This window comes from Phyllobacterium myrsinacearum (assembly GCF_002980555.1).
Lineage (GTDB): Bacteria > Pseudomonadota > Alphaproteobacteria > Rhizobiales > Rhizobiaceae > Phyllobacterium > Phyllobacterium myrsinacearum.
Genome location: NZ_PVBT01000001.1, coordinates 377,850 through 391,096 on the forward strand (window position 1 = coordinate 377,850; position 13,247 = coordinate 391,096).

General features: G+C 59.9%; 13 protein-coding genes. 8 read left to right on the plus strand and 5 right to left on the minus strand.

Translation table 11 applies throughout. The features are described from left to right. Positions 1 to 10: 10 nt before the first annotated feature. Positions 11 to 799, minus strand: a complete 789-nt coding sequence (locus C5750_RS01785) for a GntR family transcriptional regulator (protein ID WP_105732148.1) — start codon at positions 797 to 799, stop codon at positions 11 to 13. Further along, positions 792 to 1,679, minus strand: a complete 888-nt coding sequence (locus C5750_RS01790) for a glucosamine kinase nucleotide-binding domain-containing protein (RefSeq protein WP_105732149.1) — start codon at positions 1,677 to 1,679, stop codon at positions 792 to 794. The genes C5750_RS01785 and C5750_RS01790 overlap by 8 nt, the downstream gene beginning before the upstream one ends. Positions 1,680 to 1,877: 198 nt before the next feature. Here C5750_RS01790 and C5750_RS01795 point away from each other — a divergent pair, with 198 nt between their 5' ends. The 6 genes from C5750_RS01795 to C5750_RS01820 all read left to right on the plus strand — a co-directional run bounded on the left by C5750_RS01795 (position 1,878) and on the right by C5750_RS01820 (position 8,188). Then, positions 1,878 to 2,789, plus strand: coding sequence for an N-acetylmuramic acid 6-phosphate etherase (locus C5750_RS01795; RefSeq protein ID WP_105732150.1), 912 nt, complete (start codon positions 1,878 to 1,880; stop codon positions 2,787 to 2,789). A gap of 34 nt (positions 2,790 to 2,823) precedes the next feature. Beyond that, positions 2,824 to 4,083 carry an ABC transporter substrate-binding protein gene (locus C5750_RS01800; protein WP_105732151.1) on the plus strand — a complete coding sequence of 420 codons (1,260 nt, stop codon included), beginning with the start codon at positions 2,824 to 2,826 and terminating at the stop codon, positions 4,081 to 4,083. Between the two features lie 208 nt (positions 4,084 to 4,291). Beyond that, entirely contained in the window at positions 4,292 to 5,242 is a 951-nt protein-coding gene (locus tag C5750_RS01805; protein WP_105732152.1) for a carbohydrate ABC transporter permease, read from the plus strand. Positions 5,243 to 5,254: 12 nt separating this feature from the next. Then, positions 5,255 to 6,094 carry a carbohydrate ABC transporter permease gene (locus tag C5750_RS01810; protein ID WP_105732153.1) on the plus strand — a complete coding sequence of 280 codons (840 nt, stop codon included), beginning with the start codon at positions 5,255 to 5,257 and terminating at the stop codon, positions 6,092 to 6,094. Further along, entirely contained in the window at positions 6,091 to 7,158 is a 1,068-nt protein-coding gene (locus C5750_RS01815) for a Gfo/Idh/MocA family protein (protein ID WP_105732154.1), read from the plus strand. The genes C5750_RS01810 and C5750_RS01815 overlap by 4 nt, the downstream gene beginning before the upstream one ends. 28 nt (positions 7,159 to 7,186) lie before the next feature. Continuing rightward, on the plus strand, positions 7,187 to 8,188 hold the full coding sequence (locus C5750_RS01820) for an ABC transporter ATP-binding protein (RefSeq protein ID WP_105732155.1): 1,002 nt from the start codon (positions 7,187 to 7,189) through the stop codon (positions 8,186 to 8,188). Between the two features lie 3 nt (positions 8,189 to 8,191). Here C5750_RS01820 and C5750_RS26970 read toward each other — a convergent pair whose 3' ends face one another. After that, positions 8,192 to 8,425 (minus strand): hypothetical protein, encoded by a 234-nt coding sequence (locus tag C5750_RS26970; RefSeq protein ID WP_342588447.1) that lies wholly within the window; start codon positions 8,423 to 8,425, stop codon positions 8,192 to 8,194. 145 nt (positions 8,426 to 8,570) lie between these two features. Next, entirely contained in the window at positions 8,571 to 8,828 is a 258-nt protein-coding gene (locus C5750_RS01830; RefSeq protein WP_105732157.1) for a type II toxin-antitoxin system Phd/YefM family antitoxin, read from the minus strand. A 171-nt stretch (positions 8,829 to 8,999) separates the two neighbouring features. Between C5750_RS01830 and mgrA the strand changes: the two genes are divergently transcribed. Together mgrA and C5750_RS01840 are read left to right on the plus strand one after the other, a co-directional pair. After that, on the plus strand, positions 9,000 to 10,061 hold the full coding sequence (gene mgrA, locus C5750_RS01835) for an L-glyceraldehyde 3-phosphate reductase (protein WP_105732158.1): 1,062 nt from the start codon (positions 9,000 to 9,002) through the stop codon (positions 10,059 to 10,061). Positions 10,062 to 10,215: 154 nt separating this feature from the next. Continuing rightward, the gene (locus C5750_RS01840) at positions 10,216 to 11,535 is read left to right on the plus strand and encodes a UDP-glucose dehydrogenase family protein (protein WP_105732159.1); all 1,320 of its coding nucleotides are present in this window, start codon (positions 10,216 to 10,218) and stop codon (positions 11,533 to 11,535) included. Positions 11,536 to 11,557: 22 nt separating this feature from the next. On the opposite strand, the gene C5750_RS01845 is transcribed toward C5750_RS01840, so the two are convergent. Beyond that, positions 11,558 to 13,243, minus strand: a complete 1,686-nt coding sequence (locus C5750_RS01845; protein ID WP_105732160.1) for an ArnT family glycosyltransferase — start codon at positions 13,241 to 13,243, stop codon at positions 11,558 to 11,560. Positions 13,244 to 13,247: the final 4 nt, after the last annotated feature.

The following is a 13,247-nucleotide window of genomic DNA, read 5'->3' on the forward strand; positions in this document are numbered from 1 at the left end:
CCGTTGGTGGTCAAAGTACTGCTCCTGAAATTTCCGAGGAGTCGCCGAGCTTCAGCTCCGCGACGAATTCATAGGCATCCGCCCGATAGATCGACCGGGTAAATTCGATCACTTTTCCCGATTCGAGATAGGATATGCGTTCGATGTTGAGGCTCGCCGAACCCGCGGGCACCTCAAGCAATTTGGCGTCGGCCTCCTTCAGGATCGCCGCCGAAATGCGCTGAATGGCACGGGCCGGGCGGTTGCCGCCTTCCGCCAGCACCGCATAGAGCGACAGCGTGACCAGTTCCGGATTGGGCAGGACCTGAATGGACAGGGCGGCGCGTTCAATCGCCATGGGCGTGTCATTGGCAACGCGCAAACGGCTGATGCGGGCGACTTTTTCGCCGGAGGACAGACCGAGCGTGACCATTTCTTCCGGCGAGGGCGGATAGATGCCGCGATCGAGCCATGTGGAACGCACGATCATGCCGCGCCGCGCCATGTCCTCGGTGAACGAGGTGAGGTGCGACAGCGACTGCTCGACCCGTTCCGAGCGGGGCGCGACAAAGGTGCCGGACCCATGCCGCTGCACCAGCAGGCCGGTGGTGACCAGGCCCTGAACCGCCTTGCGCACGGTAACGCGGGAAATATCGGCGATGGTGGCAAGTTCCCGTTCGGGCGGCAGGGCGTCGCCCGGCTGCAGCATGCCGTCGCGGACAGCCGTTTCGATCAGCCGCTGCAGCTTGACGTAGAGCGGGCCGCCGCTGGCAGAGCCGTCATTCAGGGAGGGCAGGATATCGATCAAACCATCAGCCATGCACGGCCTCCTTGCGCACCGGCGCGAAGTTTTTCACCGCCAGTTGTACGGCACCCGTCAGCGCGTCATGCAGGGGTTTCTGCAGTTTTGCCCGGTATCGAGGCGAAAGACGCTGTTCAAACAGCGCTCCCAGCCCGCCGATCAATGACAGCCGTTCCTGTCCGGGCGGCATGATGGCATCGAGTCCCTCTTCAATCTGCGCAGCGGCCCTGTTCACAATCGCCAGCGCCACGGCGTCGTCGTGCGCGGCATATTCAAACACCAGTGGGGTCAGCGTGCCGAAATCGCTGGGCCGCGCCGCGTGGGCAAATTCGACGATCCGGTGCGGATTGTTTTCAAAACGGTGGAGGACGGCGTCGGTCAGGGGTGATGACGGGTGAAACCGGTCATGGGCCAGCAGGGCCTCTTCCAGGAGATCGCGGCCGATACGCGCGCCGCCGCCGAGGTCTCCGACCTTGAAGCCCCAGCCGCCGGCAAAGCGGATGTCATCGCCTTGGCGCGTGACGAACAGGGTGCCTGTACCGATGATAACAACGGTTCCGTCGGTATCACCGAGCGCGCCCTGAAGGGCGATCGTGCCATCGGATGTCACCAGAGACTGTTGAAAGGGCAGGGTGGCCCGCAGCTTCTCGCCATTGCCGCCGACCATGGCGCCTGCGAGCCCGAGGACCGCTGCAGCCGCGGGAATCGCTGATGCATCGATCCCGGCATCGGCAAAGGCTGCGTTGGCGGCGCCGAGAATATTCAGGCGCGCGTTCTCCATGTCGGTCATGATATTGGCCGAACCGCTTTTGCCGGTGCCCAGAACCCGGCCGGTCATATCGGCCACGGCCGCTCTGCAGCCTGTTCCACCACCATCAATTCCCAGGAGATATCTCACACTCGTTGCCCTCCAAAAAATAGAATACCAATAAAATACCAATAGCCAAGCGTTAATTCCATGTTTTTTCGACTTTTATTAAACGCGTTGATTTTATTGCATAATTTTGATTATACGAAAAACAGTACATGATTTTTTTAAGAACCTCTGGACAAGTGGTATTTTTTTGGCATTAATTATCACAACGAGGAGAGGCGAGTGGTGGTAACCCGTACCGAGCAACGCAACGACAAGGCTTCCGGACTGGACGAGCGATCGCCAGCCGATGTTTTGCGTTTGCTGCACGAGGCGCAGATCGAGGCGGCGGCTTCGGTGGCGCATGCGGTTGATTCCATCGCCGAGGCGGCGCTGCTTGCTGCTGGAACTCTGGCCGCGGGCGGGCGCATTGCCTATGCCGCCGCCGGCAGCTCCGGCCTGATGGCACTGGCCGATGCACTCGAACTGCCCGGCACCTATGGCATCGCACCGGACCGCGTCGTGATCCTTCTGGCGGGCGGTGTCGAAAGCCTCGTGCGCCTTGCCGGCGGTTATGAGGACGATGCGGAGCAGGCCGCCCGCGATATCGCCGGGGCCGGTCTTGGTCAGGGCGATTGCCTGATTTCGATCTCTGCCAGCGGCACCACGCCCTATGCGCTGGCCGCCATTGATGAAGCCAAGCGGCGCGGGCTGAAGATCATTGCCATTGCCAACAATCCGGCTGTACCGCTGTTCACCCATGCCGATGTGGCGATTGCCCTGGAAACGCCGCCGGAAATTGTGGCCGGATCGACGCGCATGGGGGCAGGGACCGCGCAGAAAATCGCGCTCAATCTTTTGTCCACGCTGATGGCCGTGCATCTCGGTCACGTGCATGACGGCTACATGGTCAATCTCATTGCTGACAACGAAAAGCTGCGCGAGCGCGCCGCCCACATCGTGTCGGCCATCGCTGCCTGCGATATCGCCGATGCGAAACAACATCTGGCGACAACCGGCGGCTCGGTAAAGCCTGCAATCCTGCTCGCAGCGGGCGCAGCCGATGCAAAACAGGCATCACACATTCTCGAAAGCAATCAACAGAGGCTACGCCCGTCGCTTTCGAAACTGAAAGGGAGCCACGGCTCTCGTTAACGGCACTGCTCAAAGGGTGCAACAGGAGACTAAAATGGGAAGCACGACTTTAAAATCACTGCTCATGGCAACGAGCATCCTGGCTTCGGCCGGCTTCGCCCACGCTGCCGATACCACGCTGACAATCGAAAGCTGGCGTACCGACGATCTTGCCATCTGGCAGGAAAAGCTCATCCCAGCCTTTGAAGCGAAGAACCCCGGAATCAAGGTCAAGTTCGCGCCGACACCGCCGACCGAATATGATGCTGCTCTCGGTGCGCGCTTCGATGCCGGCAGTGCCGGCGATATCATCACCTGCCGCCCGTTCGACAAGTCGCTGGAACAGTTCAAGCGCGGCAACCTGTCGAGCCTGAAGAGCCTTCCTGGCATCGAGAACTTCTCGCCTGTCGCCAAGGCGGCATGGAGCACCGATGACGGTTCCGACACGTTCTGCGTGCCGATGGCATCGGTTATTCACGGCTTCATCTACAACAAGGATGCCTTCGACAAGCTGGGCATCGCCGTTCCGACGACGGAAGCCGAATTCTTTGCTGCCCTCGACAAGATCAAGAAGGATGGCACCTACATCCCGATGGCCATGGGCACGAAGGACCTCTGGGAAGCCGCAACCATGGGCTACCAGAATATCGGCCCGAACTACTGGAAGGGCGAAGAAGGCCGCACCGCACTGATCAAGGGGACGCAGAAGCTGACCGACGCCGACTGGGTTGCGCCTTACAAGACGCTTGCCAAGTGGAAGGATTATCTTGGCGACGGTTTCGAAGCCCAGACCTATCCGGACAGCCAGAACCTGTTCACGCTCGGCCGCGCTGCGATCTATCCCGCCGGTTCGTGGGAAATCTCGCTGTTCAACACGCAGGCACAGTTCAAGATGGGCGCGTTCCTGCCACCGGTCCAGAAGGCCGGCGACACCTGCTACATCTCCGATCATGCCGATCTTGGCGCAGCGATGAATGCCAAGAGCAAGAACCCGGAAGCGGCGAAGAAATTCCTCAGCTGGGTGGCTTCGCCAGAATTCGCCGACATCTATGCCAACGCGCTGCCGGGCTTCTTCAGCCTGTCGTCGACACCGGTCAAGATGAAGGACCCGCTGGCGCAGGAATTCGTGTCCTGGCGCGAAAAGTGCAAGCCGACGATCCGTTCGACCTATCAGATCCTGTCGCGCGGCAAGCCGAACCTGGAAAACGAAACCTGGGTTGAATCGGCCAATGTGATCAACGGCACCGATACACCGGAAGTTGCAGCCAAGAAGCTGCAGGACGGTCTCGACAGCTGGTACAAGCCTGCGAAGTAAGCAATCGAATGCCGGGGCGGTTCGCGCCGCTCCGGCATTTCGCTTATTCCGAGCAAATTTTGTTTATGCGAAACCAAGGCCGATGTATTTGGGCCCAAACAAAACTTGCTCAGACGTGGCAGACATTGCCGCTCCATTCGTTTGACGAACGGCAGTCGTGGACCGGTTTTCCATGACCAACAATCAATAAGCAGGGGTTTGCGAGTTAATGAGCACGGCCGACTATTCCCAGTCTGACAGCGGTCAGGACAAACGCGCACGGCGCTGGCACATCCTTGTGTTCCTGCTGCCGGCGGTGATCGTCTATACGGCGATCATGATCCTGCCCTTGATCGAAACCCTGCGCCTGTCCCTGTTCAACGTGGTTGACGGTCAGGGCGTGTTTGTCGGTTTCGGCAATTTCCAGACCCTGTTCGGCGAACCGCGCTGGTCGGCGAGTTTCTGGAATGCCCTGCGCAACAATTTCGTGTTCTTCCTGATCCACATGCTGGTGCAGAACCCGATCGGCGTCGCGCTGGCGGCGCTGCTCTCGGTGCCGAAACTGCGCTTTGGCGCCTTCTACCGCACGGCGCTGTTCCTGCCGACGCTGTTGTCCTTCGTGATCGTCGGTTTCATCTGGAAGCTGATCCTCTCGCCGATCTGGGGCGTATCGCCCTACCTGCTTGATCTCGTCGGCCTGAAGTCGCTGTTTGCGCCCTGGCTCGGCAAGCCCAGCAGCGCGCTGATCACCGTATCGCTGATCTCGGTCTGGCAGAATGTCGGCATTCCGACGATGCTGATCTACGCATCGATGCTGAGCATTCCCGAAGAGGTTCTCGAAGCGGCGGAATGCGACGGCATTACTGGCTGGAGCCAGTTCTGGAAGATCAAGCTGCCGCTGATCCTGCCCTCCATCGGCATTATTTCCATTCTGACCTTTGTCGGCAATTTCAATGCCTTCGACCTTGTCTATACCGTACAGGGCGCACTTGCCGGCCCCGACGGGTCGACCGATATTCTGGGAACGCTTCTTTACCGCACCTTCTTCGGCTTCCAGCTGCAGATCGGCGACAAGTCCATGGGCGCGACCATTGCCACGGTGATGTTCCTGATCATCCTCACGGGTGTGTGCATCTATCTCTTTGCCATCCAGCGGCGCATGCGCCGGTACCAGTTCTAGGAAGGTCCCGTCATGGCAAAAGCCCGTACATCACCCCTCCGCTCCGGTTTCGTTCACGTTGCCTTGATCATCTACACGCTGATCGCGCTGTTTCCGGTGTTCCTGATCATCATCAATTCGTTCAAGGACCGGGCGTCGATCTTCCGCAACCCGCTCGGCCTGCCGAATGAATCCAGCTTCAGCCTGGTCGGTTACAACTCGGTGCTGACGCAGGGCGATTTCACCCTGTATTTCCAGAACAGCCTGATCGTAACCTCTGTGTCGATCTTCTTCGTGCTGCTGTTCGGCGCCATGGCAGCCTTCGCCCTGTCGGAATACCGCTTCCGTGGCAATTCGCTGATGGGGCTTTATCTCGCCCTCGGCATCATGATCCCGATCCGCCTCGGCACCGTGGCCATTCTGCAAGGCATGGTTGCGACGGGGCTCGTCAATACCCTGACAGCACTGATCCTCGTCTACACCGCGCAGGGTCTGCCGCTCGCCGTCTTCATCCTGACCGAGTTCATGCGCACCGTATCGGATGATCTGAAGAATGCTGGCCGCATCGACGGGCTTTCGGAATATTCGATCTTTTTCCGGCTGGTGCTGCCGCTGGTCAAGCCTGCCATGGCGACGGTTGCCGTGTTCACCATGATCCCGATCTGGAATGATCTGTGGTTCCCGCTGATCCTGGCGCCAAGTGATGCCACCAAGACCGTGACGCTCGGTTCGCAGGTGTTCATCGGCCAGTTCGTCACCAACTGGAACGCGGTTCTGGCGGCGCTGACGCTCGCCATTCTGCCGGTGCTCGTCCTTTACTTCCTGTTCTCGCGGCAATTGATCCGCGGCATTACCTCTGGAGCTGTCAAATGAGCGCGAATACGCAAAAGCCCGTGCGGATTCTGGTTGCCGGGCTTGGCAATATGGGCCGCAGCCATGCGCTCGCCTATCACAACAATCCCGGCTTCGAGATTGTCGGGCTGGTCAACCGCTCCGTCGTGCCGCTGGCCAAGGAATTGCAGGGCTACACGATCCATCCTTCGTTCGAACAGGCGCTGGCCGACCTCAAGCCGGAGCTGGTTTCGATCAACACCTATTCCGACAGTCACGCGGACTATGCCGTTGCCGCCATGGCGGCGGGCGCCGACGTCTTTGTCGAGAAGCCGCTGGCGACAACCGTCGCTGATGCGCAGCGTGTGGTCGCGGCAGCCAAGCAGTACGGCCGCAAACTGGTGATCGGCTACATCCTGCGCCATCATCCGTCGTGGGTGCGGCTGATCGAGGAAGCCCGCAAGCTTGGCGGCCCCTATGTCTTCCGCATGAACCTCAATCAGCAGTCGAGCGGCCCGACATGGGAAACCCACAAGGCGCTGATGCAGACCACGTCGCCCATCGTCGATTGCGGCGTGCATTATCTCGATGTGATGCTGCAGATCACCGATGCCAAGCCGGTTCAGGTGCGCGGCATGGGCGTGCGGCTTTCCGGCGAGATCGATGCGAAGATGTACAATTACGGCCATCTGCAGGTTCTGTTCGATGACAATTCCGTCGGCTGGTACGAAGCGGGCTGGGGTCCGATGATTTCGGAAACGGCTTTCTTCGTGAAGGATGTCATGTCGCCCAATGGCTGCGTGTCCATCGTCATGGACCAGAACGCCAAGTCGGATGATATCGACTCGCATACCAAGACATCGACCATCCGGCTGCATTCGGCCAGGACAGGTGCGGACGGGCGTTTTGCCAAGCCGGACGAACTCCTCAACATGGCGGGCGAACCCGGCCATCAGGAGCTTTGCGATCTGGAGCAGGCCTTTGTTCTCAAAGCCATCCGCGAGGATCTCGACCTTGGCCGCCACATGCAGGATGCCGTGCGGTCGCTCAGTGTCTGCCTTGCGGCGGATGAAAGCGTGCGCACCGGCAAGCCGGTAGACCTGTAATTAAAAGTTTGAAGACGGGAACAAGACATTGGGTTCTTTGAAGATAGAAAATATTCGCAAGTCTTTCGGCCAGGTGGACGTGCTGAAAGGCATTGATCTCGAGGTCAAGGACGGCGAGTTCGTGATTTTTGTCGGACCGTCCGGCTGCGGCAAGTCGACCTTGCTGCGCGTGATCGCCGGTCTTGAGGATGCGACCTCGGGCGAAATCCTGATCGACGGCAAAAAGGTCAACAACACGCCGCCGGCAAAGCGTGGCATCGCCATGGTGTTCCAGACCTATGCGCTTTATCCGCACCTGTCGGTGCGCGACAATATGGGCCTTGGCCTGAAGCAGGCCGGCAAGCCCGCCGAGGAAATCAAGGAGCGCACCAGGGTCGCGTCGGCCATGCTTTCGCTCGATGATTATCTGGAGCGACGCCCGGCCGAACTGTCCGGCGGCCAGCGCCAGCGCGTGGCCATCGGCCGTGCGATCGTGCGCGAACCGCAGCTCTTCCTGTTCGACGAGCCTTTGTCGAACCTCGATGCGGCACTGCGCGTCAACACGCGGCTGGAGATTGCCCGCCTGCACCGGCAGTTGAAGGCGACCATGATCTACGTGACGCACGATCAGGTGGAAGCCATGACGCTTGCCGACAAGATCGTGGTCATGAACAAGGGCAGGATCGAGCAGGTCGGCTCGCCGATGGAGCTCTACAATGCGCCGCAGACGCTGTTCGTTGCAGGCTTCATCGGCTCGCCGCAGATGAATCTCATCGACGGGGCAAAACTCGGCGACCCCACGGCAAAGACCGTCGGTATCCGCCCGGAGCACATCCAGGTCAGCAGCACGTCCGGCAGCTGGAAGGGGTCGGTCATCCATGTGGAGCATCTGGGTGCCGATACGATCATCTATCTGCAGACGGATTTCGGCCCGCTGACGGTCCGCCTCTTCGGCGAACACCAGTACGAGGTCGATCAGGTGCTCTATGCGACGCCGGATGCCGGACGAACCTACCGTTTTGACGACAAGGACCAGATCATCAAGGCGTGATGCTTACGTCCGCAGGACGGCCCGCACGCGGCGTTCTGCGGATGCTTGTTTTATGAGAACGGCGATCTTTCGCAGAAAGGCTTCGCTGAAAGCACCCAGTGGGGTTGTCGAGACAAAGTCGTAGGCTTTGTCGGCATCGACATAATTGTATTCGTCCAGAATAAGCCACGATGGAAAATCGAGACCGGCGCGGCGGCATTCAATTTCGCTGATGGCGGTGGAGGCACGTGATCTCAAGGGTTTTTGTGACGTGAGCGGAAACAAAAACAGATTGGCTGGATTTGTGGCTGTTCTGACGACAAGGCAGACAGGCCGTGCTTTTCGGCCGGATTCTTCACCCGCATCGGCCTGACGTGCCCAAAGATAATGATATTCGAGCACGTCACCGGGTTGAAGCATCGTCCTCGCCGGTTAGTATTGTGTCGAGACCTTCCAAAAGCGCGGCATGAATATCATCCGGCGCATCCTCAAGCGTATAGGCGACCGCACTCGACTGGCCCATGAGGTGGTGATATTTTTCCGCCGTGATGATGATGAGCTTTTCCTTACCGTGCTTGGTCAGAGCGACAGGCTCGATCAGGGCTGTATCGAGAATTTCACCTGATTGGCGGTTAACCTCCGAAAATGTGAACTGCTTCATGACAGGTTCCTCAGTCTGAATTACGTATTATACGTATTATACGTATTATGGCAATGCGACTTACGCATTTCCCGTCATGACATCCCCATGACTTTCGTTCATAGTCCGGCGCGCTGAAACGGGAATCGTCCGGCTCGGCGCCGAGGCAAGACGACAGGGAAGAGATCGATCATGAAATGGACTGCGGACCCCAAACGTTACGACACGATGAAGTATAATCGCTGCGGCAAGAGCGGCCTCAAGCTTCCGGCGATTTCCCTGGGGTTATGGCACAATTTCGGCCACGACACGCCGCACCAGACCAAGCAGGCCATCTGCCGCCAGGCCTTTGATCTCGGCATCACCCATTTCGATCTTGCCAACAACTACGGCCCGCCGCCCGGTTCCGCCGAAGAAGCATTCGGCGAAATCCTGCGCACGGATTTCCAGGGCTATCGTGACGAGCTGATCATTTCGTCCAAGGCAGGTTACGGCATGTGGCCCGGGCCTTACGGCGAGTGGGGCAGCCGCAAATACATGATCGCCAGCTGTGACCAGAGCCTGAAGCGCCTTGGTCTCGATTATGTCGATATCTTCTATTCGCACCGCTTCGATCCGGATACGCCTCTCGAAGAGACCATGATGGCGCTTGACCACATCGTCCGTTCCGGGCGCGCGCAATATGTCGGCATCTCGTCCTACAACTCGCATCGCACCCGCGAAGCGGCCGCCATACTGGAAGAACTGGGCACGCCGTGCCTCATTCACCAGCCGAGCTACTCCATGATCAACCGCTGGATCGAGGATGACGGCCTTGTCGATACGCTGGAGGAACTCGGCATCGGCTCGATCGTGTTCTCGCCGCTGTCGCAGGGCATGCTGACGGACAAGTATCTCAAGGGCGTGCCGGAAGAAAGCCGCGCGGCCCAGGGCAAGTCGCTCAATCCGGCCTTCCTCAGCGAACAGAACCTTGCCAATATCCGGGCATTGAACGCGATTGCGGCAAAGCGCGGCCAGACACTGGCGCAGATGGCGCTTGCCTGGGTGCTGCGCCGCGGCCGGATCACCACTGCGCTTATCGGCGCGAGCAAACCGCAGCAGGTCATCGATTGCGTCAAGTCTCTGGAAAATCTCGATTTCAGCGATGCCGAACTCACTGAAATCGACGTTTATGCCAATGATGCGAACATCAATCTGTGGGCGGCGTCGGCCGAGCGCCGCGGACCGGAGCGCACTCCGCCGAAACTGGCTTGAACCCGCGTTGAAACATTCTAGATAAGACACATCGGCAACGCCGGCTGCGATCCCGCGGCTGGCGTTTTTGAATGGGATAGAACCTGCAATTGGCAGCGCCGCGCGAATATGCGACATGTCTGCGCGAAATTGACGTCACGGATGGGATAGTGCGATGAAGATTGCGATGATCGGGACTGGCTATGTCGGTCTGGTTTCTGGTGTGTGCTTTGCCGAATTCGGTTTTCAGGTCACCTGCGTCGACAAGAATCCGGCCATTATCGAGCGCCTGCAGGCCGGGGAAGTGACGATCTACGAACCCGGTCTGGACGAACTCCTGACCCGCAATGCCCGTGACGGGCGTCTGATCTTTACGACGGAGCTGGCATCGACCGTCGCCGACGCGGATGTGATTTTCATCGCTGTCGGCACGCCGTCGCGGCGCGGTGACGGGGAAGCCGACCTGCAATATATCTACGCCGCTGCCGACGAGATCGCCGCGGCGATGAAGCCGGGTGCGGTGATCGTGATCAAGTCGACAGTCGTCGTCGGCACCAATGCCGATGTGCGCGCGCATATTGCCAAGGCGCGGCCGGATGTGCCGTTCTCCATGGTGTCCAACCCCGAATTTTTGCGCGAAGGCTCGGCCGTCGAGGATTTCCTGCGGCCCGACCGCGTGGTGGTCGGCGTGCATGACGAACGCGGTTCCAATGCGATGAAGCGCGTCTACCGGCCGCTCTACCTGCGTGAAACGCCGATGATCGTGACCACGCTGGAAAATGCCGAGATCATCAAATATGCCGCCAATGCCTTTCTGGCGATGAAGGTCACCTTCATCAACGAGGTTGCGGATCTCTGCGAAAAGACCGGCGGCAATGTGCAGGATGTGGCCCGTGCCATCGGCATGGACAACCGCATCGGCTCGAAATTCCTGCATGCCGGTCCCGGCTTCGGCGGTTCCTGCTTCCCCAAGGATACCCGCGCCTATGCGGCGACCGGGCGCAAGATGAATGCACCGCAGACCCTGATCGAGCAGGTCGTCACGGTCAACGAGCAGCGCAAGCGTTCCATGGCGGAGCGGGTCATTGCGGCCGCCGCCAGGAGCGGCGCAAAGACCGTTGCGGCGCTTGGCATCGCGTTCAAGCCGAACACCGACGATATTCGCGAGTCACCGGCGCTCGACATCATTCCGGCCCTGCAGAAGGCCGGTCTGACGGTGCGCGCGCATGATCCGGAAGCGCGCGCCGCTGCCGAACCGGTGCTGCCGGGTGTCATCTGGTGCAAATCGGCCTATGAAGCCGTCGAGGGTGCCGGGATCACCGTGCTCCTGACCGAATGGAATGCCTATCGCGCGCTCGACCTGAAGAAAGTCGCCAGCCTGATGAAGGGCAATCTCCTATTCGATCTGCGCAACGTCTATGGCGAGCAGGATATCGATGGCACGGGGCTGGAATACCATTCCATCGGCCGCCCGCGCCTGGGGCAGGGCGCTTAAAACTACATTCGCAATCGTTGGATTACTGCGCAGCCTTGTACAGCGTTATGGTTGTCTTGCGGCCCTTGCTGTAATTGATGCCCGAAACACTGCCGGCCACGACAACGGATTTTTCGCCCTGTGGCAAGTTTTGCAGAAATTCTGCCTGGCTTCCCTCGTCGACGGCGGAAATGGCACAGGCGGGATTGTCGAGCAGATATTTTGCCGCGCCCGCGCCACTGGTCAGGATGGTCTTTGTACCCGCCAGAAAAACCAGGCTCGGCTCGGCATAGCCAGCCGAAGCCAGCACGCTGTTCGCGCAGGGTTTTGCCGCGTTGAAGGCATTGTTGATGGCTGGGCTCATCCAGATTGGCGTGATGGCCGGAGCCACGCCCCATGTCAGCAGGGCCAGCGTGGCGACGGCAAAGGCTGCGGTCACCTGCACGGCACGCGTCAGATTATCCCTGAGCACCAGGCCGCTGGCAAAGATACCGGCCGCCGCTGCGGTGAAGAAGGCAATGATCCCTGGAATGGGAAGCGTGTGGGCCATGACCCAGGGCAGCACCGTGCCTGCACCCATCAGCGCCAGCGTGGCAATGGCCAGACCCAGCAGCGTCAACCGTTCAAGCCAGATCTGCCAGCGCCCGCGATAGGGCTGGCTGGCAATGCCGCTGTCCACCGCCCAGGCCATCATCAGCAGCAGCGCGGGATAGGCGGGCAGGATGTAGTGCGGCAGCTTGGTCGGGATCATCTCCGTTACCAGCCAGTAGGGAATATACCAGGCGGTCAGGAAGGCGAGGCGCGGATCGGTACGGAAACGGCTGAGCGCCTGCAGGCCGCCGCGCATCGCCATGACCCCGAAGGGCCAGAGGAACACAACAAAGATCAGGGCGAAATAGCCGGGCGGCGCGCCATGGCTTTCCTGCCCGTCGCCCACCTTGGACAAAAGATCGTTGCCGACGGATTCGTTGAAGAAGGCGCCGCCGCTCTTCAGGGTGATCAGGATGAGCCAGGGCAGGACAATGACCAGCAGAATGGCGATGCCGCTCAGGGGCTTCAGGCGTTTTAGCCATTGCCATTCGCGGTAGAAGAGACTGAGCGCGGCAGCGGTGAGAACGCTGACGAAGGGCGTGATCGGGCCTTTGATCAAAACGCCTATGGCCGTTGCGATCCAGAAGACGAGGGCAGGCGCCCATTTTGCCGGGGTGTTGTTGCGGCTGGCCATCCACACCGATGCCAGCGCACCCTGGGCAAACATCACGGTGGCGAGCAGGGTGGCGTCGGTTTTCGCCACACGCGCTTCGAAGCCGAGCATGACAATGGCCGCAAGCGCCATGCCCGCGAGCAGCCCGGCGCTCTGGCCGAACAGGAATGCGCCGAGTGCCGCCGTGGCGAGAACCGCCAGCGTTGCACCGCCGACCGAGACAAGCCGGTAAACCCAGACCGGTGCCGTCTGGTCATAGCCGGTGACCTTCAGCACGGCGCTCTGGAGCCAGTAGATGCCAACGGGTTTCTTGTAGCGCGAGGCGTCCTGAAAGCGGATGTCGACGTAGTCGCCGGTTTCCGCCATCTGGTGCGTGGCCTGGATATAACGCGCTTCATCCCGGTCGAGCGGCGGAATCGCGGCGATTCCGGGCACGAACGACACAAGGCAGATGAAAATGAGCAGCAGGTAGTGGCTGAAGCGGAGTTTTGCGGTACCCGCAGAAGCAGGGTCAGAATGGGTCATGATC